This window comes from Pseudoclavibacter terrae, from assembly GCF_008831075.1.
Classification (GTDB): Bacteria; Actinomycetota; Actinomycetes; order Actinomycetales; family Microbacteriaceae; genus Pseudoclavibacter; species Pseudoclavibacter terrae.
In genome coordinates this window covers 12029-38654 of the sequence record NZ_WBJX01000005.1, presented here as the reverse complement: position 1 = coordinate 38654, position 26626 = coordinate 12029, and the positions used below count along the sequence as shown (strand labels likewise).

At 68.8% G+C, this 26626-nt stretch carries 23 protein-coding genes and 1 tRNA gene; 10 read left to right on the top strand and 14 right to left on the bottom strand.

Features of this window, described 5'->3' with window-relative positions; genetic code table 11:
- Positions 1 to 103 precede the first annotated feature (103 nt).
- On the bottom strand, positions 104 to 1483 hold the full coding sequence (locus F8O03_RS14030) for a cation:dicarboxylate symporter family transporter (RefSeq protein WP_151424425.1): 1380 nt from the start codon (positions 1481 to 1483) through the stop codon (positions 104 to 106).
- A 163-nt stretch (positions 1484 to 1646) separates the two neighbouring features.
- On the opposite strand from F8O03_RS14030, the gene F8O03_RS14025 reads away from it, so the two are divergent.
- From F8O03_RS14025 to F8O03_RS14015, 3 genes are read left to right on the top strand one after another with little or no spacing between them, the layout of a single operon-like run.
- Positions 1647 to 3278 carry an ATP-binding protein gene (locus F8O03_RS14025; protein ID WP_167516587.1) on the top strand — a complete coding sequence of 544 codons (1632 nt, stop codon included), beginning with the start codon at positions 1647 to 1649 and terminating at the stop codon, positions 3276 to 3278.
- Positions 3268 to 3993 carry a response regulator gene (locus F8O03_RS14020; protein WP_151424423.1) on the top strand — a complete coding sequence of 242 codons (726 nt, stop codon included), beginning with the start codon at positions 3268 to 3270 and terminating at the stop codon, positions 3991 to 3993. The genes F8O03_RS14025 and F8O03_RS14020 overlap by 11 nt, the downstream gene beginning before the upstream one ends.
- Positions 3994 to 4047: 54 nt before the next feature.
- Positions 4048 to 4863 (top strand): sugar phosphate isomerase/epimerase family protein, encoded by an 816-nt coding sequence (locus tag F8O03_RS14015; RefSeq protein WP_151424422.1) that lies wholly within the window; start codon positions 4048 to 4050, stop codon positions 4861 to 4863.
- 213 nt (positions 4864 to 5076) lie between these two features.
- Here the strand turns inward: F8O03_RS14015 and F8O03_RS14010 are convergent, their stop codons facing one another.
- The 3 genes from F8O03_RS14010 to F8O03_RS14000 are packed head-to-tail and all read right to left on the bottom strand — an operon-like array spanning position 5077 to position 10877.
- Positions 5077 to 7299 carry a YhgE/Pip domain-containing protein gene (locus tag F8O03_RS14010; RefSeq protein ID WP_151424421.1) on the bottom strand — a complete coding sequence of 741 codons (2223 nt, stop codon included), beginning with the start codon at positions 7297 to 7299 and terminating at the stop codon, positions 5077 to 5079.
- On the bottom strand, positions 7296 to 10256 hold the full coding sequence (locus tag F8O03_RS14005; protein WP_151424420.1) for an MMPL family transporter: 2961 nt from the start codon (positions 10254 to 10256) through the stop codon (positions 7296 to 7298). The genes F8O03_RS14010 and F8O03_RS14005 overlap by 4 nt, the downstream gene beginning before the upstream one ends.
- Before the next feature lie 18 nt (positions 10257 to 10274).
- Positions 10275 to 10877, bottom strand: a complete 603-nt coding sequence (locus F8O03_RS14000) for a TetR/AcrR family transcriptional regulator (RefSeq protein ID WP_151424419.1) — start codon at positions 10875 to 10877, stop codon at positions 10275 to 10277.
- Between the two features lie 166 nt (positions 10878 to 11043).
- Between F8O03_RS14000 and F8O03_RS13995 the strand changes: the two genes are divergently transcribed.
- Positions 11044 to 11235: a hypothetical protein gene (locus F8O03_RS13995; RefSeq protein WP_068476980.1), complete on the top strand. Its 192-nt coding sequence runs from the start codon at positions 11044 to 11046 to the stop codon at positions 11233 to 11235.
- A gap of 130 nt (positions 11236 to 11365) precedes the next feature.
- Complete coding sequence (locus tag F8O03_RS13990) at positions 11366 to 11995, top strand: hypothetical protein (protein ID WP_151424418.1); 630 nt, start codon at positions 11366 to 11368, stop codon at positions 11993 to 11995.
- A gap of 85 nt (positions 11996 to 12080) precedes the next feature.
- Here F8O03_RS13990 and F8O03_RS13985 read toward each other — a convergent pair whose 3' ends face one another.
- Positions 12081 to 12728: a vitamin K epoxide reductase family protein gene (locus F8O03_RS13985; RefSeq protein WP_104252337.1), complete on the bottom strand. Its 648-nt coding sequence runs from the start codon at positions 12726 to 12728 to the stop codon at positions 12081 to 12083.
- 12 nt (positions 12729 to 12740) lie between these two features.
- A complete protein-coding gene (locus tag F8O03_RS13980) occupies positions 12741 to 13529 on the bottom strand; it encodes a DsbA family protein (RefSeq protein ID WP_151424417.1) in 789 nt (262 codons plus the stop codon).
- 144 nt (positions 13530 to 13673) lie between these two features.
- On the opposite strand from F8O03_RS13980, the gene F8O03_RS13975 reads away from it, so the two are divergent.
- On the top strand, positions 13674 to 14927 hold the full coding sequence (locus F8O03_RS13975) for an MFS transporter (protein WP_244296317.1): 1254 nt from the start codon (positions 13674 to 13676) through the stop codon (positions 14925 to 14927).
- Between the two features lie 199 nt (positions 14928 to 15126).
- On the opposite strand, the gene F8O03_RS13970 is transcribed toward F8O03_RS13975, so the two are convergent.
- Both F8O03_RS13970 and F8O03_RS13965 read right to left on the bottom strand, forming a co-directional pair.
- Entirely contained in the window at positions 15127 to 16434 is a 1308-nt protein-coding gene (locus F8O03_RS13970; RefSeq protein ID WP_167516586.1) for a D-arabinono-1,4-lactone oxidase, read from the bottom strand.
- Between the two features lie 170 nt (positions 16435 to 16604).
- Positions 16605 to 16677 (bottom strand) — tRNA-Lys (locus tag F8O03_RS13965).
- An 89-nt stretch (positions 16678 to 16766) separates the two neighbouring features.
- Here F8O03_RS13965 and bcp point away from each other — a divergent pair.
- Positions 16767 to 17246: a thioredoxin-dependent thiol peroxidase gene (gene bcp / locus F8O03_RS13960; protein ID WP_151424414.1), complete on the top strand. Its 480-nt coding sequence runs from the start codon at positions 16767 to 16769 to the stop codon at positions 17244 to 17246.
- On the opposite strand, the gene F8O03_RS13955 is transcribed toward bcp, so the two are convergent.
- Entirely contained in the window at positions 17243 to 17659 is a 417-nt protein-coding gene (locus F8O03_RS13955) for a hypothetical protein (RefSeq protein ID WP_151424413.1), read from the bottom strand. The genes bcp and F8O03_RS13955 overlap by 4 nt on opposite strands.
- A 179-nt stretch (positions 17660 to 17838) precedes the next feature.
- On the opposite strand from F8O03_RS13955, the gene F8O03_RS13950 reads away from it, so the two are divergent.
- A complete protein-coding gene (locus F8O03_RS13950) occupies positions 17839 to 18087 on the top strand; it encodes a WhiB family transcriptional regulator (protein WP_068476994.1) in 249 nt (82 codons plus the stop codon).
- Positions 18088 to 18135: 48 nt separating this feature from the next.
- Here the strand turns inward: F8O03_RS13950 and F8O03_RS13945 are convergent, their stop codons facing one another.
- Genes F8O03_RS13945 through F8O03_RS18120 form a run of 3 tightly spaced genes read right to left on the bottom strand, consistent with a single transcriptional unit; the run spans position 18136 to position 21793 of the window.
- Positions 18136 to 19638: a sensor histidine kinase gene (locus tag F8O03_RS13945; protein WP_104252331.1), complete on the bottom strand. Its 1503-nt coding sequence runs from the start codon at positions 19636 to 19638 to the stop codon at positions 18136 to 18138.
- A gap of 9 nt (positions 19639 to 19647) precedes the next feature.
- Positions 19648 to 21165: a MinD/ParA family ATP-binding protein gene (locus F8O03_RS13940; protein ID WP_167516585.1), complete on the bottom strand. Its 1518-nt coding sequence runs from the start codon at positions 21163 to 21165 to the stop codon at positions 19648 to 19650.
- Between the two features lies 1 nt (position 21166).
- Positions 21167 to 21793: a hypothetical protein gene (locus tag F8O03_RS18120; protein ID WP_167516584.1), complete on the bottom strand. Its 627-nt coding sequence runs from the start codon at positions 21791 to 21793 to the stop codon at positions 21167 to 21169.
- A 125-nt stretch (positions 21794 to 21918) separates the two neighbouring features.
- Here F8O03_RS18120 and F8O03_RS18535 point away from each other — a divergent pair, with 125 nt between their 5' ends.
- Complete coding sequence (locus tag F8O03_RS18535) at positions 21919 to 22248, top strand: helix-turn-helix domain-containing protein (RefSeq protein ID WP_151424411.1); 330 nt, start codon at positions 21919 to 21921, stop codon at positions 22246 to 22248.
- A gap of 43 nt (positions 22249 to 22291) precedes the next feature.
- Here the strand turns inward: F8O03_RS18535 and F8O03_RS13930 are convergent, their stop codons facing one another.
- Complete coding sequence (locus F8O03_RS13930) at positions 22292 to 22888, bottom strand: hypothetical protein (RefSeq protein WP_151424410.1); 597 nt, start codon at positions 22886 to 22888, stop codon at positions 22292 to 22294.
- A 138-nt stretch (positions 22889 to 23026) separates the two neighbouring features.
- Between F8O03_RS13930 and F8O03_RS13925 the strand changes: the two genes are divergently transcribed.
- Complete coding sequence (locus F8O03_RS13925; protein ID WP_151424409.1) at positions 23027 to 23494, top strand: Rv3235 family protein; 468 nt, start codon at positions 23027 to 23029, stop codon at positions 23492 to 23494.
- Positions 23495 to 23588: 94 nt separating this feature from the next.
- Here F8O03_RS13925 and secA read toward each other — a convergent pair whose 3' ends face one another.
- A complete protein-coding gene (gene secA / locus F8O03_RS13920) occupies positions 23589 to 26537 on the bottom strand; it encodes a preprotein translocase subunit SecA (protein ID WP_151424408.1) in 2949 nt (982 codons plus the stop codon).
- Between the last annotated feature and the right edge of the window lie 89 nt (positions 26538 to 26626).

Sequence of the window (26626 nt, the reverse complement as noted above, 5' to 3'; positions counted from 1 at the left end):
CCCGCCGGAAACCACCGACAGACCTGTGGGGTGTGCATCCGGTTCTCGCGAAACGGATGCACACCCCACAGGTCTGAGCGGCTGAGCGGCTGAGCGGCTGAGGCTACGCGGTGACGCGCTCCTCGTCGATGATCTGCTGGCTCTTGGCGTCCCGCGAGTGGTCGGTCGAGCCGTGCACGTCCTCGTTCATGGTCGCCTCATCGAACGGGGCGCCCCCGCTGAGGACGAGGTCGACGCGCTGCTTGTCGATCTCCTTCGTCCACGTTCCGACGAGCACCGTCGCGACCGCGTTGCCCGTGAAGTTCGTGAGCGCACGAGCCTCGGACATGAAGCGGTCGATGCCGACGATCACGCCGACGCCGTCGACCAGGTCGGGGCGGTGGGCCTGCAGGCCTCCGGCGAGCGTCGCCAGGCCGGCACCGGTGACACCGGCGGCGCCCTTCGAGGCGATCATCATGAAGATCAGCAGCGACACCTGCTCGCCGATGGACAGCGGCGTGCCCATCGCGCTGGCGATGAAGAGCGACGCCATCGTCAGGTAGATGGCGGTGCCGTCGAGGTTGAACGAGTAGCCGGTCGGGATCGTGATGCCGGCCACAGACTTCGAGACGCCGACGTGCTCCATCTTCGCGATGAGGCGGGGCAGTGCGACCTCGCTCGACGAGGTCGACACGATGAGCAGGTACTCACGGCCGAGGAACTTCATGAGCTTGAAGATGTTCACGCGTGCGACGAGCCACAGCAGCGTGCCGAGCACCACGACGATGAAGAGCGCGCACGTGATGTAGAAGGCGACCATGAGCGTGCCGAGCGCGATGACCGCGTCGATGCCCGTGGCTCCGACAACCGCGGCGATCGCGCCGAACGCGCCGACCGGGGCGACCCACATGATCATGCCGAGCACGCGGAAGACGAGCGCCTGGATCTGCGCGATCGCGTCGATGATGGGCGCCGCCTTCGTGCCCATCTTCTGCAGGCCGAAGCCGAGCAGCAGGGCCACGAAGAGCACCTGCAGAATGCTGCCGTCGGTGAGCGACGAGAACAGCGACGTCGGGATGATGCCGAGTAGGAAGTCGGCCGTGCCCTCGCTCTTCGACGCATCCGCCTCGTAGGAGGCGCTCGCGATGTTGAGCCCCTCACCCGGGTGGATGAAGTTGCCGACGACCATGCCGATGGCGAGGGCGAAGGTCGACATCGTGATGAAGTAGAGGAGCGCGAGCCCGCCGACCTTGCCGACCGTCGCGGCCTTCGCGATGGAGCCGACGCCGAGCACGATCGTGCAGAAGATGATGGGGGCGATCATCATCTTGATGAGCGCCACGAACGCCTCGCCTACGGGCTTGAGGGCCTTCCCGAACTCCGGGAGGACCAGGCCGACGGTGATGCCGGCGAGCACCGCGATGATGACGGCGATGTAGAGCCAGTGAGTCTTGTCGATCCCGCGCTTGCGCGGGGCCTTGGGGTCTTGAGATGTGAGCGCCATTGCCTTCTTCTCTCCGTTGAGATCCGACGCGAGCTGCGTCGAGAGCGATGGGTCGAGCATCCGCTCACCGACAGCGCCGCCGCGACTTGCGTTCATACTGTTCTCACCGCGCCCGCAGCGGCGAGATCCGACGCGGCCCGCCCATCGACGCCGAGGAGGAACCGTGCGATTCGCAAGCTGGAGCGTCGCGACGCGCCTCTTCGTGCTGCAGTTCGTCGCGATCCTCGCGCTCACCGGGCTCGGCGTCGTCATCGTGTGGGCGGATGCGCGGCGCGAGGCGGAGGATGACGCGGCGCTGCGCAGCCTGGCGGTCGCCGAGACGATCGCCCACGACCCGTTCGTCGTCGAGCAGCTGGAGACCGCAGACCCGAGCAGCACGCTGCAGCCGTACGCGATCGTCATCTCCGATTCCACGGACGTCGACTTCATCACGATCATGGACACGGACCGCGTGCGCATCACGCACCGAAACCCCGAGGAGATCGGGCGCCTGTTCCAGGGCAACATCGACACCGCGCTCGGCGGCTCGACCTTCACGGAGACCTACACGGGCACGCTGGGCCCCTCGGTGCGAGCCGTCGCCCCGATCTGGGACGACGGCGAGGTGGTCGCCCTCGTGTCGGCCGGCGTCACCGTGTCGAACGCGCACGTCGCGACGGGGTCGCGCATCGCGCTGATCCTCTGGTCGGCCCTCGGCGCGCTCCTCATCGGCGGCGCCGGAGCCTGGGCGCTCAGCCGCTACCTGCGGCGCGTGACCGACAACCGGGGCCCCGAGGACCTGGCCCGCATGTTCGCCTACTACGAGGGTGTGCTCCGATCGATCGACGAGGGGCTCGTGCTCGTCGACCCGAAGGGCAGGATCGTGCTCGCCAACGTGATCGCCGGCGAGTACCTCGGCCTGCCGCCGTTCGACCCGAGGGCCGCCCCGGTTCCGGTCAAGGACCTGGCCGCTCCCGATATCCTGCGAGAGGTCATGCTCCGCGGCGATGCGGTCGTCGACGAGATCGTCGTCACCGAACGGCACGTGCTCGTCGTGAACAGCGAAGCCGTCGTGACCCGCGGGCCAGGTCAGGATGCACCGCGCTCCGCTGGCACGGTCGTCACGCTGCGCGACCACTCCCGCATCGAGGAGCTCAGCGGCGAGCTCGAGACCTCGCAGACCCTTGCGGCGGCGCTGCGCTCGCAGGCCCACGAGTTCGCGAACCGCCTGCACACCATCATCGCCCTCATCGAACTCGGGCGCCCAGAGGAGGCGATGCGGCTCGCGAGCTCGACGCTCGACGTCAGCCAGGAGCTCGCCGACCGGCTCGTGCGGGCCATCGAGGACCCGGTGCTCGTGGCCCTGCTCCTCGGCAAGTCCGCGCAGGCGGACGAGATGGATGTGCGCTTCGAGCTGCACCTGCCCGAGCGGGTTCCCGCGAGCGCAACAGCTCGCGACCTCATCACCATCGTCGGCAACCTCATCGACAACGCACTCGACGCTGCACGCACGACGCCGGCGCCAGCGGTGCGGGTGCTCGTCGAGGAGCTCGACGGGGAGATGCTCATCGAGGTGAGCGACAGCGGCGACGGACCCGACCCGGAGTTCCTCGGCCGCATCTTCGACTTCGGCGTCTCCGGCAAGCCCGGCAAGGGGCGCGGGGTCGGGCTCGCGCTGGTGCGGCAGGCCGTGCGCCGGTCGGGCGGCAGCATCGAGGTCGACGGGTCGGCGTTCACGGTGTGCCTGCCGCTGCGCGCGTCGGACGCTGAGCACGCCGGGGCTGCGCGCGACGGGGAGGCCTCCGATGGACGATGAGCAGGCGACGCAGGCGACTCCACTGAACGTGCTCATCGTGGACGATGAGCCGCTGACGGCGCAGGCGCACGCCTCTTACGTGGACCGCCTGCCCGGGTTCCGCACCGTCGCCGTCGCGGGCACTGCGTCCGCCGCGCTCCTCGCGGTCCGCGCATCCGCCCACGGCGACACCGAGCGCATCGACGTCGTCCTCCTCGACATCAACATGCCGGACGCGACGGGCATCGACGTCGCGAGGCGCCTCCGGGCGGAAGGGCACGACGTCGACATCATCGCCGTGACGGCCGTGCGCGAGGCGGCCACCGTCAAGCAGGCGGTGTCGCTCGGCATCGCCCACTACCTGCTGAAGCCGTTCACGTTCCAGACGTTCGCGGAGAAGCTCGAGGCGCTGCGCGAATACCGGGCCGGGCTCTTCGATCACGTCGTCTCCAGCCAGGACGAGGTCGATCAGACCCTCGCGTCCCTCCGCCAGTCCACACCGCAGGCGAGCCTCCCAAAGGGGCTGACGAGCGAGACCCTCGCGAGCGTGATCTCAGCGCTGCGCTCCCTGGAGGCCGGGACCGGCATCTCCGCGAAGGAGCTGTCCGAGCAGCTGGCGCTCTCCCGTGTCACCGCGCGTCGTTACCTCGAGCACCTCGTCGACACCTCCGCCGCCGATCGCACCCCCAGGTACGGCACCCCGGGTCGCCCCGAGCTCGAGTACCGTCTCGCCTGAGGCGCCCCGGCTGTCGTCACCTTTCGGACAGACGGGGGGAGTAATCTCCGGAAAATGATCACCGTCGGCATGAGCACCTCCTGCACGTTCCCCAAGTCTGTCGAAACGTCGTTCCAGATAGCCAGGGACGCGGGCTTCGACGGCATGGAGATCATGATCTCGACCGATCAGACGTCGCGGAGCGTGGATGCGCTGAAGCGCCTCATCGACAAGTACCAGCTGCCGGTGCTCGCCGTCCACGCCCCCGTGCTGCTGTTCACGCAGTTCGTGTGGGGCCGCGACCAGCGCACGAAGCTGCAGCGCTCCGCCGAGCTCGCGCGCGACATCGGCGCCTCCACCGTCGTCGTCCACCCGCCATTCCGGTGGCAGTCCGGGTACGCGGAGAACTTCCTCGAGATCGTCCGCGAGATCAACGCGGACACCGGCACCGAGATCGCCGTCGAGAACATGTTCCCGTGGAAGGTGTCCGGGCGGGCCCTGCAGGCCTACAAGCCCGGCATCGACCCCGTCGACATGGACTGCGACGCCATCACCCTCGACTTCTCGCACGCCGCGCTCTCGGGACGCGACTCCCTGCAGATGGCGAAGGCGGCCGGCGACCGGCTGCGGCATATCCACCTCTGCGATGGCCAGGCGCCCGACGTGAACGACAAGCTCTTCGACGAGCACCTCGCGCCGGGCGAGGGAGGGCAGCCTGTCGCCGAGACGCTGCAGTACCTCGCCTCGATCGGCTGGTCGGGTCACGTCGTCGCCGAGGTGAACACGCGAAAGGCGAAGAACGAGGCCGACCGGCTGCGCATGCTCCGCGAGACCGTCGCCTTCGCCCACGATCACCTGCAGCTCGGCCGCCCGGTCCCCGACGCCGTCTAGCGCCCGCTCGCCGCGCCCGTCTCGGGATGGGTTCCACGCTTCCGGATGGGGTGCAAGCCATCCCGAAGCGCGGAAGCCATCCCGAAGCACGCTGACCACCCGTCGGACGGCGATCGCGCCACTCACCCACCACCCCCGACTCGGGCTGGCAACCTCACTTCGTGGCGGGAAACTTCCCACAACGAAGCGGTTTTGCCATCCCGAGACGCGGGGTCACGCGGCGACGAGCTCGCGGCGCCCCGCGGAGAGGCCCGCGACGAGCGACGGCTTCGAGCGTCGACGGCGCCCGATGACGAGGCTCGCCGCCGCAAACGAGACCGTGGCGATGACGAGCATGCCGAGCGCCGCCGCGACGACTCCGGAGGCGCTGCCTCCCGAGTAGGCGAGCTGCAGCCCGGCGGCGAGGTGCGTTCCGGGGAGCAGCCCGGAGAGCATCTCGACGAACGGCGACTTCAGCTCGAGCGGCACGAGCCCCCGCATGGCGAGCACCTGGATGCTCAGGAGGCCGATCGATGCGACAGCTGCCGCCCGGCGCCCCCAGAGCGTCGTGAAGAGCAGGTGCACGCCGATGAGGGCGACCGCGCAGAGCGCGCCGAGCCCGAGCGTCGCGAAGGCGGCGGTGACGGGCACGCCGACGAACCCGTGGGCGATGACGATGATGGCGAAGAGCACTGCCGCGAGCGGCAGGAGCATGCGCCTCGCGGCGTCGAGCAGGATGCGCCCGTTCGACGCCATCGACGCGTAGGCCTCGGTCGGCACGAGACGGCGCATGAGCGTCGTCGCGAGGGCGACGAGCCAGAGCGCGAGCGGAAGGATGAGCGCGGTGAGGATCTCGCCGAAGCTCACCTCGTGCTGCATGGTCTGGTTCGTCTGGACCGGGTTGGCGACGACCTCCGCGAGCGCGTTCGGATCGCCGACGGCGTTCTCGGCCTGCGTCGCGCCGTCGCTCAGTCCGGTCGACAGCTGGTTCGCGCCGGAGGTGAGCTCGCCGACGCCGTCCTGGATGGGGGCGACCCCGTCGACGAGCAGCTGCTGCCCGTCGCGGAGCTGCCCGAGGCCCGTGGCCAGCGCGCTGGCACCCGTCTCGAGCTCGGTTCCGCCGGTGACGAGCTGGGATGCGCCGCTCTCGAGTTCGTCGCCTGCGGTCGCGAGGTCGGAGGCGCCCGTCGTGAGGCTGCTCGAGCCTGCCGACAGCTGCGTCGCGCCCGTGTTGAGCTGGTCGATGCCGTCCGCCAGGGTGACGAGACCGGTGCCGAGGGTTTTCAGGTCGGATGCTCCGTCGGTCACGGCGGTGAGCTCGCTCGTAGCGCCGTCGAGGGTCTCGACGAGGCCGTCGACACCGCCGGTCGTGCCGACGAGGCCTGCGATCTGGGTCTCGCATTGGCTCTTCAGCGTCGGGTCGGCGAGGGCCGCGCACCAGGCGACGAGGCCGTCCGTGGAGTCGTTGAGGGCGACGAGTGCGGGCCGGATCTGCTCCTGGTAGGTGGCTGTGCCCTGCGTGACGGCGGTCGAGTATCCCTCGAGCTGTGTGCCCGCGTCCGTGAGCTGCTGCCCGCCGGTGCGGAGTCCGGGTGTCTGCGCTGCGAGCTGGACGATGCCTGCCGCGAGCTGGTCGGCGCCGCTCGTGTACTGCGTGATGCCCGCGGAGAGCTGGTCGACGCCACCGGTGTACTGGGTGATGCCGCTCGAGAGCTGGCCGACGCCGGAGACGTAGGTGGTCACGCCGGTCGAGAGCTCGCTGGCGCCGTCCGCGCTCTGTACGAGTCCGGTCGAGAGCTCGCTCTGCCCGTCGGCGAACTGGGCGAGGCCGGTGCCGAGCTGCGTGCCGCCGTCGGCGAGCTGGGATGCGCCATCCGCGGCGTCGCGAAGGGAGGTCGCGGTCTGGCCGATGCCGTCGAAGAGCTGCACGGCGACCATCTCGGTGACCTGCGTGCCGAACTGGGCGGTGAGCGCATCCGCGAGCCCGTTGGCGATGGCGGGCGAGAGGTAGTCGTGCGACTGGTCGGTGGTGACGTCGATCGTGGCGGGGGTCGCGCCCTCGTCGGCGATGCCCGTGATGCGGGCGGAGAAGTCCTCTGGGATGGTGACGACGACGTACGCCGAGCCGTCTTCGAGTGCCGCCGCCGCTGTCTCGGCGTTGGCGAGCTGCCAGTCGAAGCCGGTCGCCGTGTCGGGATCGGTGAGCGCGCTGACGACGAGCCGGCCTGCGATGACGGTCGTCTGCGTGCCGTCCGGCGCGGTCTGGGTCTGGAGTTCGTCGTTGTTCACGATCATGGCGGGGATCGCGGAGGTGCGGGCCTCTGCCCCGGCGAGGCCGGCGAAGTAGGCGCCGGCGACGATGAGGGGCACGAGGATCGCGACGAGCAGGTTGCGCAGGCGCCGACGGCGCAGTGCCCCGCGGTCGGCGGTGACGGCGTGGAGGACGGCGGCGCTCATGCGAGTGCTCCCTTGTGCGTGCTGGTTGCGGCGTGCGTGGATGGCGCGGCGTCGGCGGATGCGCCCGGCGCGGCGTCGAGGCGGATGCGTCCGGCGGGACGTCGCGCTGCGCCGACGATGGCGGCGGGGTCGAGTCCGCTGGGGAGTCCGAGCACGATCGTCGTGTCGGGCGGGGCGAGCGTGCTCACCTCCGCGAGGAGGGAGGAGGCGAGGCGGGTTGCCACCTCGGGTTCGGCTCCCGGCCCGAGATCGACGATCAGGACCTCGGGGTTTTCCGCGAGCGCGATGCGCGCGAGGGCGACGCCTCTCGATGCGGGCCGAAGCTCGCCGAGGTTGGTGTCGGTCTGCACGCGTGGCGAACCGTCGCGCAGTCTGGCCGCGGCTGCTGAGACCTCGGCGACACCCTGGTCGACGAGTGCAGCTGGCACAGGTCCCCCGGCGGCTCCGCGTCCGAGGCGCAGCCGCTCTTCGAGGAGGGCACCCACGGTGAGCTCCGCCGACCTGGCGTCGAGCGTCGAGGCATCTACGACGGCAACGCGTCGCATGAGGGCGCTCTCGTCACCTGGCGTGAGGTGCCCGTGCGCGTGGGCGTGCCCGGCGACGGGTTCGATGCGTCCCGCGAGGGTGGCCGCGAGGAGCCGCCGCTCGGCGAGCTGTCCTTCCACGAGCAGCACGCCGCCGCGCTCGATGCCACCTGTCACGGGGCGCGTGGCCGTCGTCTCGGTTCCGGCCACGAGCTCGCCCATGGCGATGCCGTCGGGCTGCTCGCGCATCCACTCGACGTTCTGGCGGTAGTGGCGAAGGTGCTCGCCCTCGACGTCGAGGTCGGGGAGGATGCGTTCGAGCCAGGCTGGGAGGGCCCAGGCGCGCTTGCCGAGCATCGCCATGATGGCGGGCACGAGCGTCATGCGCACGAGGAAGGCGTCGAAGAAGATGCCCGCGGCGAGCCCGAGGGCGATGGCCTTGATGACGCCGGCTCCCTCAGGCACGAAGGCGGCGAAGACGAAGAACATGATGAGGGCGGCCGCGGTGACGACGCGGGCGCCGTTCGCGAAGCCCGTCTCGACCGCGTTCCTGGCGTCGCCGCTGCGCACGTACGCCTCGCGCATGCCGGAGACGAGGAAGACCTCGTAGTCCATGGCCAGTCCGAAGATGATGGCCATGAGCAGGATGGGCATGAAGCTGATGATGGGGCCGGGCACGACGTGCAGGGCGTCGGCGAACCACCCCCACTGGAAGATCGCGACGACGACGCCGAAGGCGGCGAACACGCTCAGCAGGAAGCTCAGCGCGGCTTTGAGCGGGACGAGGATCGAGCGGAACACCATCATGAGCAGGAAGAAGCTGAGCCCGACGACCACTGCGGCGAACGGCAGGAGCGCCTGGTTGAGGCGGTCGGAGATGTCGAGCGCGATGGCGGTCGCTCCGGTCACGGAGGTCGCCATGCCGGTCTCAGCTTCGAGCTCGTCGCCGAGGTCGCGGATCTCGCCGACGACTCGGAGCGTCTCGTCGTCGTCCGGGCCCGTCGAGGGCACGACCTGGATGATCGCGGAGTCGACGGTCGTGTTGGGCAGCGGGTCGCCGACGGTGTCGACCCCGTCGACGTCCGCGACGCGGTCGGCGATGAGCTGCAGGTCGTCGAGGAGGGTCTCGTTGTCACCCTGGGTGATGTCGACCATCACGATGAGTGGCCCGTTGGCGCCTGGCCCGAAGTGCTCGGCGACGAGGTCGTAGCCGACGTGCGCGACGCTGTCCTCCGGCTCGGACGCACCGGAGGGGAGCGCGAGCTTGAGGTCGAGCGCCGGGATCGCGAGCGTGCCGAGGATGGCGATGACCGCGAGCGCGAACGGGAGCGGTGCCTTCATGACGAGCCGCACCCAGCGGCGGCCCATCGTCGGCTTCGCATCTGCGCCGGTCTCGCGACGGAACGCGCGCGAGCCGGCCTTGGGGCGCATCCGCTCGCCCGCGAAGCCGAGCAGGGCGGGGACGAGCGTGATGACGGCCGCCATGGCGGTGAACACGGCGGCGGCGGCGGCGATGCCCATGACGCTGAGGAACGGGATGCCGACGATCACGAGGCCGAGCAGCGCGATCATGACGGTCACTCCGGCGAAGACGACGGCGTTGCCTGCCGTGCCGACGGCGGTCGCCGTCGATTCCTCGGCGTCCATGCCGTTCGCGAGCTGCGTTCGGTGGCGCGAGACGACGAAGAGTGCGTAGTCGATGCCGACGGCGAGGCCGATCATGACCGCGAGCAGCGGGGTTGCGCTGGAGACGACCATGAACTTCGCGGCGAAGAGGATGCCACCCATCGTCACGCCGACCCCGACGATGGCGGATGCGAGCGGGAGCCCGGCGGCGAGCACCGATCCGAACGCCACGAGGAGCACGATCGCCGCGAACACGACACCGAGGATCTCGGTGGGCGTGAGCCCGTACTCGAGGTTCTGGAAGATCTGCCCATCGAACCCGACTTGGAGGCCCGAGTCCTGGAGCGATGTGCCGGCCTCGGTGACGTCGGCGATGAGCTCGTCGCTGATGTCTTCGCTGGTCCCGTCGAATTGCACGCGGATGATGCCGGCCTCGGCGTCATCCGATACGGCGTCGGTTGCATACTCCGAGAAGGGGGAGAGGGCCTGGCTGACGCCGTCGAGCTCTCCGATGCGCTCGGACGCGGCGTCGATGGCGCTCCGGTACGGCTCGTCTTCGATGGAGTCGCCGGCGGGGGTCACGACGACGACGCTGGCGCTGGCGCCGGCCGCTTCCGGGAACACCTCGCCGAGGCGATCGAGCGCCGCCTGCGACTGCGTGCCCGGAATCGCGAACGATTCCTTGAGTGCCCCGCCCGCGGCGACGCCGACGCCGAGGGCGAGGGCGAGCAGCAGGAGCCAGGCGGAGAGCACGCGCCATGGGTGACGGTAGGAGCCGCGGGAGATGCGGAAGAGGAGGAGAGCCATGAGTCCGTTGCCTGTCGACTAGCGGCGCGTGGCCGAGATGAAGGTGAGCGCGTCGACGAGCTCGTCGCGTGTGGGCTCCTGCATGCGCGCTTCGCCTGGGATGTTCTCGTTCGCGAGGCAGTAGGTGACGCCCGCGAGGCCGATGGCGATGCGCAGCGCACGGTCCGAGTCGTCCTCGGACAACGCGGCGACGAGCCGCTCGATGATGGGGTCGACTCGGGTGGCGATGAACTCGCCAGCGCCGGTGCTGCGGTGGTTCACGAACATGTGCACGGCGAGGCGGTGCTGGAGGAGGAAGTCGACGAAGGGGCCGACGAGGCGCCTGTCCTCGGTGCCGATGTCGAGGTGCTGCAGGGAGTCGACGAGCTCTTCGAACGCGCCGAGCGCCTCGAGCACGGCCTGCTCGAAGAGGCCCTGCTTCGAGCCGAAGTGGTAGAGCAGGTTGGCTTTCGTGTACCCGGCCTTGCTTGCGATCTCCTGCAGCGAGGCGCCCTCGTAGCCGTGCGCGGCGAATTCGACGAGGGCGGCCTGCTTGAGCAGGTCGGTCGGATGCTGGCGGGGCGCCGGCCGAGGATGCTCGGCCTGCTTGAGCTCGGGATTCGGCTGCGGTTGCTCGGTCACGCACGCAGTCTATTGACCGAACGGTCAGAGTTCAACCGATCGGTCAGGATGTCTGATCAAGCACTCCTGACATCGGACGGCCAGACGACACCGCTACCCTGACGACGTCAATCAGAACGCTGGCGGCATCACAACGACGCAGCCCCGGCACAAGGGAGCGGAACCCATGCGCAAATTCCTCACCAACGGCGCGATCCTGTCCTCGGTCTTCGGCATCGTGGGCGTCGTCCGACAGACCTCGATGGAGACCAAGCGCTGGCGAGCAGTGCTCGTCTGGCTCGCCTGGGGCATCTCGACGGCCCTCGCCATCAGCGCCGTCATGGACGACGCGAACCAGAAGAAGCTAGAGCTCGACTAACAATCCGAGCGTCGTGCGGCGTGTCTGTCGACACGCCGCACCAACGCCGTGAGACTAGTGCTGTCTCATTCCGTGGCAGACGACCTGCCCCGGTTCCGAGCTCACAATCCAGGTGCAGAAAGGGGACTCCGTGTTCGGTTGGTTCCGCAAGCGGCGACACCCCGAGGGTGTAGCCACGTCGAGCGCAGACTCGACGCAGCCCACCCCCCAGCAGGCGGCCATGACGCCACCGGCGCTCCCCCAGCATCAGCTGGGCGCCATCCCTGCCCCGATCCCCGCCGCATCCGCACCGTCGGCACGCCCGGCCATGCCCCTGGGCGGCCACCCCAACTTCTCCGGCCTCGAGCGCCCGGGCAGCGAGCTGGAGCCACCGCGCCTGCTCGAGCCCAGCGCCATCATGAGCGACGAGGCCCGCGAGGAGCTCACGCTCCTCCTCGACGACATGTTCGGAGCCGAAGGACGCTACCGCCTCGAGTGGCGCCCAGACCGCGAGCCGGGCGACGACGCCATGTTCTCCGAGATCATGGTCGCCGACCTCGTGCGCCGCATCCAGAACACGCTCGGAACCGTCGCAGCACTGGAAGCAGGCGACGAAGCGCCGGTGCGCCTCGCTCCTGCGAGCGAAGCAGAACGGCAGAAGGCCATCGAGTCGTTCCTCAAGCCTGAGGAGTCGCTCGAGGAACTCGTCGAGACGGTCACCCCTCGCCCGGCCGACCTCGCAGCGCGAGCATCCCTCGCCGAAGAGCGCAAGATCGCCTGAGCCTCACGCGCACAGCACTGCACAGCGCGCAACGAAGAACCCCGGTCCGAACACGGACCGGGGTTCTTCGTTGCGCGCTGTGCGCCTAGATGGCGAAGTACGGGAGGAGCCCCGCGAAGACGACCGCGACGACGACCAGGTACCAGACGATGATGATCGTCACGAGGAAGGGAGCGAGCTTCTCCCCCACTCGCCTCGCACCGGCACCCAGGTGCCCGTGCACGAGGTTGAAGATCGTCCCCGTCGCGACGAGGGGAATCGTCGCCGCCCAGATGATCATGCACCAGAGGCACAGGCGTGCGAGCTCGAAGGCGCTGTACCACTGCAGGTAGCTGACGAGCGCCGCGGCACCCACGAGACCGACCTGGAAGGCCACCCAGAACCAGCGGCGGTAGCTCGCGCCGGCGAAGATGCCTGCCCCGATCGCGACCGTCACGGCGAACGTCACGAGGCCGATGATGATGTTCGGGAAGCCGAGGATCGCGCCGGCCGAGGACTGCATGGCCGGACCGCACGTGACGAAGATGCTGAGATCGCAGACCAGCGCCTCGTTCGGCGCCTGCAGCTTGTGGATGTACTCGACGGTGAGGAAGAAGCTCGCGAGCAGCCCCACCCCGCCGAAGACGACCAGCGCCCAGGCGACGTTCCTCGGCGTGCGCACGAGCCAGGGCAGGCGCGATGCGCCGCCCTGCTCGTCCGCGATGGCCTCTGTCATCTCAGGGGAGCTCGCCATGGTCCGCCTCCGCTACTCGGCGTTCGCGGTGCCCGCGAGCGCCATGAGCGCTTCGACGTCCGGAGGCGTCTGCTGGAGTTCGCCGTCGACGAAGATGCTCGGGGTTCCGGAGACACCCGCCTCGCGCGAAGCGGCGGTGTTGGCGGCGGCCCAGCCCGAGAACTCGCCGTTGGTGGCCGCGGCGAGGGCCTCCTCGCTCGTCACACCGAGCTGGCTCAGCGCCGACGAGTAGTCAGCGGGGCCCCAGCTGGTCTGCGTCTGGCCGGGGATCCCGAACAGCCCGTCGTGGACCTCGAAGAACGCGGACGGCTGGTAGGCGACGGTCGAGGCGATCGCCGCCGCGGCCTCAGCACCGTACGGGGCCACGATGTTGATCGCGTGGTAGGTCACCTGGACGTCACCTGCGGCGACGAGATCGTTGTAGACCGCCCCGGTCTGCTCGTGGTAATCCACGCAGTGGGGGCAGGAGTAGTCGTAGTAGTAGTCGATCTTGACGGGGGCATCCGCTGCACCGACGACGATCGCCGAGTTGTCGACGACCTCGATGGGCTGCTCGACGCTCGAACCGTCGAGCCGCTGCACCGCGACCGTGCCATCAGCCGTCAGCTCGATCTTCTTGCCGAACCAGGTCGAACCGAAGACGGCGAGCAGCACGATCGCGCCGAGCACGACGACGGCACCGACGATGATGCCCACCTGCGTGAGCACACGACCGCGCCTGGCGCGCGCCTCCTCCTGCTTGCGGATGGCGTTCGCCTCCTCGCGAAGCTTCTGAATGTGTTCGCGGTTCTTGTCTGCCATTGCGGCTCTCCTCGGGTTCGACGACCGGCGTCATTGTACGTGAGATCATTTTGTGACCTTCACATACATACTTGCGGCCACAACTATTACATTGTGCACCCCCGCACATCCGACCACCCCCAGGGAGCAGCCACCGTGAGTTCCATGTTCCGCTCGCTCTCCGAACGGAACTACCGCATCTGGTTCGCCGGGTCCCTGACCTCCAACGTGGGCACGTGGATGCAGCGCACGGCGCAGGCCTGGATCGTGCTGACCGAGCTCACCGACAACGACGCCACCGCGCTCGGCGTCGTCATGGCGCTGCAGTTCGGCCCGCAGCTGCTGCTGGCCCCATACGCCGGTGTCATCGCCGACCGCTTCTCGAAGCGCAAGGTCCTCATCTGGACCCAGTCGGTCATGGCCGTGCTGGCCCTCGCGCTCGGTGCCATCGTGACGGCGGGTGTCGCGGAGCTCTGGCACGTCTACGTCTTCGCGCTGCTGCTCGGCTGCGCGGCCTCCCTCGACGCTCCAGCACGCCAGGCGTTCGTGTCGGAGGTGGTGGGCCTCAAGCTGCTCTCGAACGCCGTCGCCCTCAACTCCGCGTCGTTCAACGGCGCTCGCATGGTGGGGCCGGCCGTCGCTGGAGTCCTCACGGTGCTCATCGGCGCGGGCCCGGTGATCCTCGTCAACGCGCTCACGTACCTCGCGACCATCGCGGCCCTCCTGGCCATGCGCACCTCGGAGCTGCTGCCAGCTCCCCCGTCGAAACGCGGCCGCGGGCAGATCCGCGAGGGCATCCGCTACGTCGCGAGGCGCCCGGACATCGTCGCGGTCCTGGTGCTGGTCTTCCTCCTCGGCACCTTCGGGCTGAACTTCCCCATCTACACGGCGACCATGACGACCATGGAGTTCGGAGGCGGCGCGGACAGCTTCGGCCTGCTCTCCTCCATCCTCGCCATCGGCTCGCTCGGTGGCGCACTGCTGGCCGCGAAGCGCGAACGAGCCCGGTTCCGCGTCCTGCTGTCGTCGAGCGTGTTCTTCGCGCTCAGCTGCCTGGCGGCCGCCCTCGCTCCGACGTTCTGGCTGTTCGCCGTGGCCCTCATCCCCATCGGCTTCACGTCGCTCAGCGCGATCACCACAGCGAACGCACTCGTCCAGGGAAGCGTCGAGCCATCCATGCGCGGGCGGGTCCTCTCGCTCTACATGGCGATCTTCCTCGGCGGAACTCCCGTCGGCGCCCCGGTCATGGGGTGGATCGTCGAACTGTTCGGGCCGCGCGCCGCACTCCTCGTCGGCGGCGCATCCGGTGCCATCGGGGCGATGCTCGCCGCCTGGATCCTGCACCGGGCTGGAGCGTTCAGGTGGCGCGACCGCCCCTGGCGCAACCTCGACGACCCTCGAGCCGACGACCCCCTGTAGGCGTCCACGCTGCGCCCGCGCATTCGCTCAGCACGTTCGACGGGCGGCGCCGCGGGCCTTCAGACGCCTCGGGCGACGCACCAGCGGCCTCGGGATGGGTTCCGCGCTTCGGGATGGGTTGTTTCCCATCCGGAAGCACGGAACCCATCCCGAGACGCCGGGGCTCGCAACCGAGCGCGCAGTCAGGCGCGCAGTCAGCTCAGTGCGCCCCGAGGACGCGCTTGAGGTGCGCGTTGTCGAACACGCCTTCCGGGTCCAGCCGCTCGCGCGCCGTGTGGAAGTCGCCGAAGCGCGTGATGACGTGCTTGAACTCCTCAGCGCGCACCGTGTGGAAGCTTCCCCAGTGCGGCAGGCCCCCGAGGCTCAGGAAGAGGTCCTCGGCAGCGGTGAAGATCGCGCGAGCGTCGAGGGTCGACGGCACGCGCACGGTGATGTTCCCGACAGCCCTGCCGTAGGCGTTCGACAGGAACGCGTCGTCGGCGGCGGTCGTCGAGATGCGGACGGCGTACGGGAGGTTGAGGTGCGCCCGCTCGAGGGTCTCGTCGAGCGCCCGCAGCACCTCAGGGGTCTCGGCGATGGGGAACGAGTACTCGAGCGACGCGAAGCGCACCGGGGCGGGCTCCGCGAGTGCTCGCATGGGCCCCAGCGTCGACTCGCCGACCGGATGCACCCGGTTCGCGAGCTTGTTCACCGCGGGGGTCAGCAGCGGCAGCGACTTCGACAAGCCGATGGCGAGCATCTCGCCGAGCGCGCCGAAGGACGCGGACCGGCGGGACGGCGTCGGCTCGTCGGCGATCTCGCCGGATTCGCGGAACCCCTGAGTCACGAACACCTCATCGGTGTGCGGCCGCCAGCTCGCGGAGAAGTGGTCAGCGCCTGAGGCGAGCACTGCGAACTCGTCGACGAGTTCGCTCATGCGCATCTGCTCGTCCGACGTGCGGATGCGGTAGCCGGGCACGATGCGGAACACGAGCTCGGTGAAGATGCCCAGCGCTCCGAGACTGAGCTTCACCGAGGGCCACAGCTCGAGGTCCTGGTGGGCGCTCACCGTGACGAGCTCGCCGGTCCCGGAGACGAGCGTCGCCGAGACGAGCTGCGATGACAGGCTCGCGAAACGAGCACCAGTGCCGTGGCTGCCCGTGGCGATCGCGCCTCCGAGGGTCACGGCAGGGTTGTTCGGGATGTTCTCCAGCTGCCATCCGTAGGTCTCGAGCAGGGCCCCGGCCTCGGCGATCGTGGTGCCGGCTCCGAACGACGCCTCATGGCTGTCGAGGTCGATCCAGTTCATGCCGCGCAGGCCTCGGGCGTCGAGGAGGATGTCGGGAGCCGCGGCCAGCGCATTCGAGGTGTGGCTCGCGCCGACCGGACGCACGTGCCTGCCCCTGCTGTAGGCCTCGGCGACGACCTGCTGGACCTCGAGCGCAGTCCTGGGAGCGACGATGCTCGACGGGTTCGCGCGTGCGGTCCGCGGCCAGTTCGCCCAAAGTTCCCCTGGTGCAATCGTCACGGAATCCGCCTCCTCGTCGTCGGCGCGTTGCGCGCCAAGCCAGTGCATGCCCATTGTGCCAGCACCACGCCTCCGAGAACGGCAGACCGGTGCCCTCCCAGCCCGAAGAGAGCCTGCCCCGAGGATGCAAGAAGGCCCGGTAGCTGGCGAGAGCTACCGGGCCTATCTCGTACACCCCCTCGGACTTGAACCGAGAACCCATTGATTAAGAGTCAATTGCTCTGCCAATTGAGCTAGAGGTGCGCGTCGTTCCGTTTCCGTGGCGACCAAGAGAGAATAGCACTGTTTTGAAGCCGAAGTCCAATCGGCCACGACATGCCACGATTGGGGCCATGACGACCTCCACTCCGACCCGCCTCGAGCCGGGCGCAGATGCTCCGGACTTCACCCTCACAGATCAGGACGGCCACGCCGTCTCCCTCTCCGACTACCGCGGCAAGCGCGTCATCCTCTACACGTACCCGGAGGCGTTCACCCCCGGATGCACGGCTGAGGCGTGCGACTTCCGTGAGAGCGATGCTCCCCTGCGCGCCGCCGGGTACACGATCCTCGGCATCTCGTCGGACGACCCGGAGAAGCTGGCCGAGTTCCGCGAAGCCGAGCACCTCGACTTCACGCTGCTGAGCGACGCCGACCACGCCGTGCAGACCGCGTACGGCGCCTACGGAGAGCGCAACAAGTATGGGCGGATCGCCGTCGGCCCCATCCGCTCGACCTTCGTGATCGATGAGCACGGCAAGATCGCCGAGGCTCTCTACAACGTCCGCGCCGCGGGCCACGTCGCCCGGATCCTGAAGCTGCTCGGGCTCTAGCCCCTCGCCTCCGCCTCGTCATCGTCGCGGCGCAGTGCACGGCCCGTCGCCGGATGCACGGCCGCGACGATGCCGAGGAGGCTGATGGCGACGAGCACCCAGCCGACCCAGACCGCCAGGTCGCCCTGGAGGAACACCCAGGCGACTGCCAGCTGCATGATCTGCCACGTGATGGCGGCCCCGCGCACCCAGGCCCGCAGACGGAGCGTCGACACGGCAACGAGTCCGAGCAGCACGGTCCCCAGCAGCGCGAGCCCAGCAAGCGCAAGGGATGAGGCGAGGAACTTCGCCTCCTGCGCGGCGGTCTCCGCGACGAGGAACGCGGTCACGGCGGCGAGGATCGCGGCCTCAACGCCGAGCACTCCGGCAAGCAGAACGACGGTGACCGGGCGCCTGGTCGTACCTGGGCTCACGAATTACCCCTTGCCTGGAAAATGACGCTGTGGCAAAATCTTTCTCTAGGTAGAGATACCCGGAGGAATGCAAAATCGAGGCCAAGTCTATAGGCCAGTCACCGCATCCCGGGTTCACGAACTTCGCTCCCAGCGGAGCGTTTTTGTGCGCGAGGCGCACTCGATAAGGAGCACCACTGATGGATTGGCGCGATACTGCCGCCTGCTTGGACGCAGACCCCGAGCTCTTCTTCCCGGTCGGGAACACCGGCCCCGCTGTCGACCAGATCGACGCAGCGAAGGCCGTTTGCGCTTCCTGCAAGGTGACCGAGGTGTGCCTCCAGTACGCACTCGACACCGGTCAGGATTCCGGCGTCTGGGGCGGCCTCTCCGAAGACGAGCGACGTGCACTCAAGCGTCGCGCTGCACGAGCGCGACGCGCATCCTGAGCAGCAGACAACCCGCGGCCTGACCGCGGATCGCCCGACGGGCGGCGTTCACGCGCCGCCCGTCTCGCGTTTCCAGCGGCTGGGGATGAGCAGCTTCACCTGCGTTCCCTCACCCGGCTCCGAGTGCCATTCGATGGAGCCGCCGAGCTCGCCCTCCACCAGGGTGCGGACGATCTGCGTGCCGAGACCGGCGCCGATGCGTCCGGCGACGAATCCGGAGCCCGTATCCGCCACCGTGACGGACAGCCCACCCGGCGTCTGCTCGGCCGTGACGGTGACCTCGCCTTCCTGCCCCGCGAGCCCGTGCTCGACGGAGTTCGTGACGAGTTCGGTGAGCGCGAGGGCCAGCGGAGTCGCGTACTCGCTGGGCAGCGTCCCGAATCGACCGCTGACGACCGGTCGGACGACCGTGTTGGAGGAAGCGGATACCTCGGTGATGAGCTTCATGACGCGGAGGAACACCTCGTCGAAGTCGACGGTCTGGGAGAAGCCACCGGAGAGCGTGTCGTGCACGACCGCGATCGAGGAGACCCGACGCATGGCCTGCGTCAGCGATTCCCTGGCCTCGTCGCTCCGCGAGCGTCGGGCCTGGATGCGCAGGAGCGCTGCGACGGTCTGCAGGTTGTTCTTGACCCGGTGATGGATCTCCCGGATCGTGGCGTCCTTGGTGATGAGCTCCTGCTGCTGGTGCCTGACGTCTGTCGTGTCTCGGCAGAGCACGATGGCGCCTGTGCGCTCTCCGTGCGCCCTCAGCGGCAGTGCGCGCAGGGTCACGGTGATGTCCCGGGCTTCGACGTCGGTCATCCACGGGGCACGCCCCGTGACGACGAGTGGCAACGCCTCATCGACGGTGACGCGACTCTTGTCGTGCACGAGCGCTGAGGCGACCTCCGAGAGCACTTCCCCTTCGAGCTCTCCCCCGAAGCCGAGCTTGTTCATGGCGCTGAGCGCGTTGGCGCTCGCGAACGTGACGACGCCGTCTCGGTCGAGCCTGATGAGTCCGTCCGATGCCCTCGGCGCGCCGCGGCGGGAGATCTGCGGGGCCTCCGGGTCGGGGAATGCTCCCTCCTCGATCATGGCGAAGATCTCGTCGGCGCAGTCGCGGAACGTCTCCTCCTGGCGGGTGATCGAGCGCGTGCTCCCGAGGTTGGTGTGACGGGTGATGACGGCGATGGGGTGCTGGCTGACCCCTTCGCCCGGCAGGCGGCAGAAGACGGGCGTCACGAGCAGCTGCGTCGGGATCTCGTCGAACCAGTCCGGCTCCGTCGACCGAACGGTGATGCCCTCCTCGTAGGACCTGCGCACGGCCATCGCCCACTGCTCCCGCACGGACTGACCGATGAGGTCACGGTAGAAGAGCGTCGGGGCGCTCGAGGGACGCCCCTGTGCGACCGCGACGAAGTCGTCGTCCTTCGTGTGGACCCAGAGCACGACGTCCGCGCACGAGAGGTCGGTGAGGAGCTGCCAGTCGGCGCTCAGCTGCAGGATCCACGACTGCTCAGCTTCACTGAGGGTTCCGCGGCGCTGGAGTTGCGATGAGAGACTCGACACTCGGTCAGCTTAGGAGTTCTGAGCTTGCAGTTCGCCGCGACCGCGCCAGAATCGACGAAACGCCGACGTTCGCCGCCTGTTCTCGCCCTTCGGCTGCCGGGTCTCGAGCCCGCTGCCGGCTGAGGCCAGCAGCGTGTCCGAAACGTAGGCTCCGATCGCACGGGCGAACGCGGAGCGGGGGCTGGCGTACGAGACCGGCTCACCGGCGAGCAGAGCTCGGTCGCACGCCGACTGGTCGAGTGGGATGAGCGCTTGCGCCTCGAGGCCCGCGAACCTCGAGAGGACGTGCCGGATCTGACCGGCGGCCCCCAGGCCGACCGCGTCTGCTCGCACGCGGTTCACGATGATGTCCGTTGGCGTGTCGCCGACGAGGTCGACGAGGTTCGCGCGAGCACGCAGGAATCTCTGGAGGCCGACCGCCTGCCCGTCCGCGACGGCGAGCACTCGGTCCGCAGCGGTGAGGGTGGTCAGGGTCGCGGCCGAACGACGAGGCGAGAACGCGTCGCTCGCGATCTCGTCGTCGCTCTCGAGACTGAAGCCGACGTCGACGACCACGAGGTCGGCGACCTCGCGGCACTTCTCGAGCACGGTCGCGACCCGATCCCTCGCGAGTTCCGGCCACCGTGCGGGGTTCGCGATGCCGGTGAGCACGAGCAGTCCGCCCCGTCCGAAGGACCGTGGCACCGCGATGCGCTCGATCTCGGCGACCGTGAGCCGTGCCGCGCCCGCCAAGCGGCAGGCGGCAGCGAAGCCCGGCGCCTCGTCGGTGATGCCCAGCATCGCCGCGAGCGAGCCGCCGTAGCTGTCAGCATCGACGAGCAGCACCCGCTGCCCCATCTCGGCCGCCTTGGACGCGACCGCTGCCGCGACGGTGGATGCGCCCGGCGCGCCGTGCGGCCCCCAGACGGCGAGCACCGTGCCCCTGCCGTCTGCGCGTGCCAGTCGAAGGGGCACAGCTGAGCTGCCCCGCTCATGCCCCACGAGATGATCGCCGGCGCGACCTGGCGTGCTGGCCGCGCGTCTGCGCGCACCTCGTCCCCCTCGCCCAGCCCCGCCGCCCGTCGGGCGCTCGGGTTCGGCAGGGTCGGAGCGGTCCTCCTCCGAGGGGTGGGAGCTGCCGTCCGGGGGCCTCGAGAAGGCCACGGGGCGCTGCGGAATCGGGCCGGTCGGCATGGTGCGGGAGGATTCAGTGGGAGTTCTCGCGAGGAGCACCTCGATCTCGCTCCAGCTGACCGCGGCATCGACGACCTCCGCCACCGCGAGCGTCTCCGCGTTCCGACGTTCCAAGTCGCTCGAGACCACCACGATGGCGCGTGCCCCGAACCGGGCGCACGCCGCCAGACTGCGCGGAGTCAGCGTCTCGGGCGCCCCCTGCAGCACCACGATCTCGGGTCGCAGCCGTTCGAGGGCCGTCGCAGCGGCGAGCCCACCGGAGACTCGATCAACGATGTCGTGCCCCGCCGCGATGATGCCCTCGAGGAGCCGAGCCTCGATCTCGAATTCGATGGCGAGCAGGATCCTCGACATCTCACTGCCCCTTCTCGCGGAAGACGGGGACGAGGGCCAGCCGCGAGTCGTTGCTGATCGCCGCGAGGAGCGCGGGGATCTCGGCCTTCGGCAGGAGCAGCTCCACCCGGTCCGCCTGGCTCGCGGAGAGTGCCCCTTCCCTCGGGAGGATCTTCGCGACAATCGCATTCGACGAGGTCAGGACCGGCGCGCCATAGGTCCCGGGAGCTGACTCCTGGCTCGACCAGAGCTCCACGGCGCTTCCCGCGCCCAGCTCCGTCGGCAGCCCGCCGGAGACTTCCACGACAACCGACGACCTGCTCGAATCGGCGTCTCCGAGTGCCGACTTCGGGAGGAGCTCACCAGCCTGGACCGCCTGGGTCACGAGGAACTCGCCATTCGGCACCGTCTCGGTGCTCACGTACGCTTCGATGCTCGACCCGAGGACGACCTCGACGGCGACGAGCTCGTCGACCGTGATCAGCTGCCCGGGTGCGATCGTCGAAGCGGCGGCGTAGGCGATCTCGGTTCGGTTCCCCGCCACGAGAACGCCGACGACACCGAGCACCGATGCGATGACGAGGAAGACGCCGAGGAAGAGCCTCGGGTCGACCCAGCGTCTCGGCTTGCGAGCCCTGCTCACGCTCATGCCACTCTTCCCTTCTTCAGTCGCCGAGAGGTGGCGACTCCGCCATCGTGGCGCAGCGCGAGAGAACGTGCAGAAGTTATCCACAACATGCGTCGATTCATGATCGGCGCGCGATAATCGAGGGCATGAACGCATCCGTTGACCCCCAGTCAATCGGCCGTTTCCTGACTCTCGCCGAGGTCTCCGAGATCCTCAACGTCACGATGGATGTGGCGACCGGTCTCGTGCAGAGCGGGGAGCTGCCTGCGATCCGTATCGGCGGCGTCGGCGAGTGGCGAGTGGAACGGACGATGCTCGAGCAGTACATCGACGACCAGTACGAGTACCAGCGCCGCGTCGCCGCGCTCCGCCAGGGCGAGTTCGCAGACACCGGCGACTTCGCAGACACCTGCGACCTCCTCGACGCGAGCGCCACGCAGGATGACACGACCCCGCGCCTGCGTCCGTTGCTCTGAGCCGCCCGTCGCTCTAAGCCGCCCGTCGCCAGGCCGAGCCCGGTCAGTCGCCGGCGAGGATGACGAGACGCAGGTCCTCGAGCGGGATGATCCGGTACGCGACGACGTCTCGCGCTCTTCTGGCGACGCCGCGCTCATGGACAGCGACATCGACATGGTCGCGCGCGACCCGGTCGATCGTGCCGACGATCGTGCCGGTGGTCACCACGAACTCGCACTGCCGGCGCCGCCGCCCGAGGTCGCGCAGCGCGAACGCCAGGCCGAGACGCCCGGACAGGTCGCCGGGACCGCTCGCGGCCGGTTCACGCAGACTCGCGATGAGCTGCTCTTCGCTGAGCACCAGGGACGCGATTCCCGCCGTCGGGACGATGCAGACTCGCGCCCGACCTGATTCCGCGAGCAGTTCGGCTGACAGCCAGTCACTGCCGAACGCCTTCGGGCGCACGGCGACGATGGAACCGTCCGACAGCTGCAGTGAGACGGGAGCCGAGCTGCTCTCCGCGAGCGCGACGAGCCGCTCGCGCACGGTCAGCCGACCGACGCGGAGCCGCTCCTCGTCGACGGCGCGCCTGGCGGCCTCGTCGTCGAGCGCACCCTGCAGCTCGCCCGCGAGGTCATCGAACAGGTCGTCCCATCGCACGTCGCCAGCGTAGAGTTCACGGCCCGTGCGACCGGAGTTATCCACAGGGGAGTTCAGCCCTCGCGCGCGACGGACGCAACGTGGTTTCATGTCGCCAGGCGGTTCGGGGGGAATCGCCTGAGATCTGACGGGGGCCATATGTCGCCAACGCGCAGCACCAGGGCGCTCCGCGCCGTCGATGCGCCACAATCAACGTTGTCCGCGGCGGCGGGTGAACTCATCGACGCCGACCCGCTCTTCGTCCGGGAGCGCACGGCAGCCAGCGAACTGCCCGATCCGGCTCCGCTGGTCTCGAACCTGGCCCGGAGCGTCGTCGAAGTGATCTCGGGGGTCCGCGACATCGAGCAGCTGTCCAGGTGGGTGACCGACGACGTCTACCGTCACCTGCTCATCCGCACACAGCACGCAGCACGAGCGAGGCAGGCGCGTCGGCGTCCAACGCGACGACCCAACTTCGTCGAGCTGAGCGTGCGCATCCAGGCGACGACGGAGAACATCGTCGACGCCGTCGTCGTCCTCGACTTCGGTGCGCGGGTCAGGGCCGTGACCGTGCGACTCGAGGGTCTCGACCGGCGCTGGCGAGCATCCGCCATCCACGTCCTCTGAACTGCTCGGCGAGACGAGAACGCCTCGGCGGACGCGCCACCACGAGTGGTCGCGCGTCCGCCGAGGCGTTGGCTCTGCTCCCGGGAGCTGGCCCCTACTTCTTGCGGCGTCGCTGCGCGCGGTTGCCAGCGGGCTGACCGCCCGGCTTCGAAGTCGCCCCCTTGCCGAACGAGCTGCCTGCCGCGGGGCCGTCGCCGTCAGACGGGGACGCCTGCTCGGCCGCCTGTCGTTTCGCGGGGTTCCCCGAACGGGAGGCAGGCTGACGCGAGCGTGTTGCCTGCTGCGTGTTCGCCACTGGCGCGGCTGGCTCCTCGCCCGCCTCACCCCGCGCCTGGTCGAGCGCGGAGGAGGTGCCCAGGTCCCGCTCGCGGCGCTTCGCCTCGGCAGTCGCACGCTGATTGAGCTGGCCGCGCTCATTGCGGACCTCGACCTCACCCTGGTCGGTCGCTGCCGAGTAGCTGAGCGCGGTCTGCGCCTTCTCGTCGAGCCCCTTCGCGACGATCTGCACATCCGGCGTCTCGCTGGCCGACGGCGTCTCGTCCTTCTTGACGGTGACCTCGAGGTTGTAGAGGAAGCCGACGGATTCCTCGCGGATGCTGCCGAGCATCTGCTGGAACATCGCGAAGCCCTCGCGCGTGTACTCGACGAGCGGGTCGCGCTGCGCCATGGCGCGGAGGCCGATGCCGTCCTTGAGGTTGTCCATCTCGTAGAGGTGGTCTCGCCACTTCCGGTCGATGACGCTCAGCACGACGCGTCGCTCGAGTTCGCGGGTGGCGTCCGCGCCGATCGATGCTTCGCGGCGCTCGTAGGCGTGGCGCGCATCCGAGAGGATCTCCTCCTCGAGGAGCTTTCGCGTGAGCTTGCTGCGTCCACCAGCTTCCTCGAAGAGCTCCTCCTCGGTGATGCCGACCGGGTAGAGCTGCTTGAGGTCCGTCCAGAGGGCCTCGAATTCCCAGTCGTCGCCCGTGCCATCGCCCGTGTGCTCCTGGATGATGTCGTCGATCGCGTCGGTGAGGAAGTTCTGCACCTTGTCGGCGATGTCATCGCCCTCGAGGATGCGGCGGCGGTCGCTGTAGATCGCTGTGCGCTGCTCGTTCAGCACGTTGTCGTACTTGAGCACGTTCTTGCGGATCTCCGCGTTGCGCGACTCGACCTGCGACTGCGCCGAGCGGATGGCGCGGGAGACGATGCGCGACTCGAGCGCGAGATCGTCCGGCGTGCCGTCACCGGCCATGATCGCCCGGGTCGCACCGGTGTTGAAGAGGCGCATGAGGTCGTCCGTCATGGACAGGTAGAAGCGGCTCTCGCCCGGGTCACCCTGACGTCCGGAGCGTCCACGCAGCTGGTTGTCGATTCGCCGGGACTCGTGGCGCTCGGTGCCGAGCACGTAGAGGCCGCCAGCTTCCGCGACTGCATCGGCCTCGCCCTTGACCTGCTCCTTCATGGCGGAGAAGACCTCGAGCCACTTCTCGTCGTACTCGTCGGCGTTCTCCTGCGGGTCGAGGCCGAGGGCGGTCATCTCGGCGACCGCGAGGAACTCGGCGTTGCCACCGAGCATGATGTCCGTACCGCGGCCGGCCATGTTCGTGGCGACCGTGACCGCACCCTTGCGGCCAGCCTGAGCGACGATCGCGGCCTCGCGCGCGTGGTTCTTCGCGTTGAGCACCTCGTGCTTGATGCCGCGCTTCGCCAGGAGCTTCGAGAGGTACTCGCTCTTCTCGACGCTGGTCGTGCCGACGAGCACCGGCTGTCCGGTCTCGTGCCGCTCGACGATGTCCTCGACGACCTGGTCGAACTTGACCTTCTCGTTCTTGTAGACGAGGTCGGGGTTGTCCTTGCGCTGCATGGGACGGTTCGTGCGGATGGGCACCACACCGAGCTTGTAGGTGCTCATGAACTCGGCCGCCTCGGTCTCGGCCGTACCGGTCATGCCCGCGAGCTTGTCGTACATCAGGAAGTAGTTCTGCAGGGTGACCGTCGCCATCGTCTGGTTCTCGGCCTTGATCTGCACCCCTTCCTTCGCCTCGATCGCCTGGTGCAGGCCTTCGTTGTACCGGCGGCCCTTGAGGATGCGGCCCGTGTGCTCGTCGACGATGTTGACTTCGCCGTTCTGCACGACGTATTCCTTGTCGCGCTTGAAGAGCGCCTTCGCCTTGATGGCGTTGTTCAGGAAGGAGATGAGCGGGGTGTTCGCCGACTCGTACAGGTTGTCGATGCCGAGGGCGTCCTCGACGCGGTCGATGCCGGGCTCCAGGACCCCGATCGTGCGCTTCTTCTCGTCGACCTCGTAGTCGCGCCCTTCCTTGAGCTTGCGCACGATGGAGGCGAACTCCGAGTACCAGCGGTTCGCGTCGCCCTGGGCGGGGCCCGAGATGATGAGCGGTGTGCGAGCTTCGTCGATGAGGATGGAGTCGACCTCGTCCACGATCGCGAAGAAGTGCTCGCGCTGGACCATGTCCTCGGAGCGCCAGGCCATGTTGTCGCGGAGGTAGTCGAAGCCGAACTCGTTGTTCGTGCCGTAGGTCACGTCGGCCGCGTACTGCTCGCGACGCTCAGCGGGCGACTGCCCGGAGACGATGCAGCCCGTGGTCATGCCGAGGGCGCGGAACACGCGGCCCATGAGGTCGGACTGGTAGCTCGCGAGGAAGTCGTTGACCGTGACGACGTGCACGCCCTTGCCTGCGATGGCGTTGAGGTACGCCGGCAGCGTCGCGACGAGGGTCTTGCCCTCACCGGTCTTCATCTCGGCGATGTTGCCGAGGTGCAGGGCGGCGCCACCCATGAGCTGCACGTCGTAGTGCCGAAGACCGAGCACACGACCCGCGGCCTCGCGGACGGCCCCGAACGCCTCCGGCAGAAGCGCGTCGAGCGACTCCCCCGCTTCGTGCCGTTCGCGGAAGGATGCGGTGATGTCGCGCAGCTCGTCGTCGCTGTACTCCTTAAAGGCGTCCTCGAGGCGTCCGACCTGCTTGGCGATGCTCTCGAGCTTGCGGAGGGTGCGCCCCTCGCCCATGCGGAGAATCTTCTCGAGAACTGAGGCCAAGGTCTGCTCCTACTGGTTGACGCAAGCGGCGCGAGAGCGCGCTGAGAGGCACAGCCCATGCTGTGCATATTCGTTGATTCTACGCACCT

Coding starts and splice junctions, on each gene's coding strand:
- F8O03_RS14010 (WP_151424421.1), bottom strand. CDS start 7,299: ATGAGCGCCGCCGTCCTCCACGCCGTCACCGCCGACCGCGGGGCACTG.
- F8O03_RS13980 (WP_151424417.1), bottom strand. CDS start 13,529: ATGGCAGACAAGAACCGCGAACACATTCAGAAGCTTCGCGAGGAGGCG.
- F8O03_RS18535 (WP_151424411.1), top strand. CDS start 21,919: ATGAACGCATCCGTTGACCCCCAGTCAATCGGCCGTTTCCTGACTCTC.
- bcp (WP_151424414.1), top strand. CDS start 16,767: ATGACGACCTCCACTCCGACCCGCCTCGAGCCGGGCGCAGATGCTCCG.
- F8O03_RS14030 (WP_151424425.1), bottom strand. CDS start 1,483: ATGGCGCTCACATCTCAAGACCCCAAGGCCCCGCGCAAGCGCGGGATC.
- F8O03_RS13925 (WP_151424409.1), top strand. CDS start 23,027: ATGTCGCCAACGCGCAGCACCAGGGCGCTCCGCGCCGTCGATGCGCCA.
- F8O03_RS13975 (WP_244296317.1), top strand. CDS start 13,674: ATGTTCCGCTCGCTCTCCGAACGGAACTACCGCATCTGGTTCGCCGGG.
- F8O03_RS14005 (WP_151424420.1), bottom strand. CDS start 10,256: ATGGCTCTCCTCCTCTTCCGCATCTCCCGCGGCTCCTACCGTCACCCA.
- F8O03_RS13940 (WP_167516585.1), bottom strand. CDS start 21,165: ATGTCGAGGATCCTGCTCGCCATCGAATTCGAGATCGAGGCTCGGCTC.
- F8O03_RS13950 (WP_068476994.1), top strand. CDS start 17,839: ATGGATTGGCGCGATACTGCCGCCTGCTTGGACGCAGACCCCGAGCTC.
- F8O03_RS13995 (WP_068476980.1), top strand. CDS start 11,044: ATGCGCAAATTCCTCACCAACGGCGCGATCCTGTCCTCGGTCTTCGGC.
- F8O03_RS18120 (WP_167516584.1), bottom strand. CDS start 21,793: ATGAGCGTGAGCAGGGCTCGCAAGCCGAGACGCTGGGTCGACCCGAGG.
- F8O03_RS14015 (WP_151424422.1), top strand. CDS start 4,048: ATGATCACCGTCGGCATGAGCACCTCCTGCACGTTCCCCAAGTCTGTC.
- F8O03_RS14020 (WP_151424423.1), top strand. CDS start 3,268: ATGGACGATGAGCAGGCGACGCAGGCGACTCCACTGAACGTGCTCATC.
- F8O03_RS13985 (WP_104252337.1), bottom strand. CDS start 12,728: ATGGCGAGCTCCCCTGAGATGACAGAGGCCATCGCGGACGAGCAGGGC.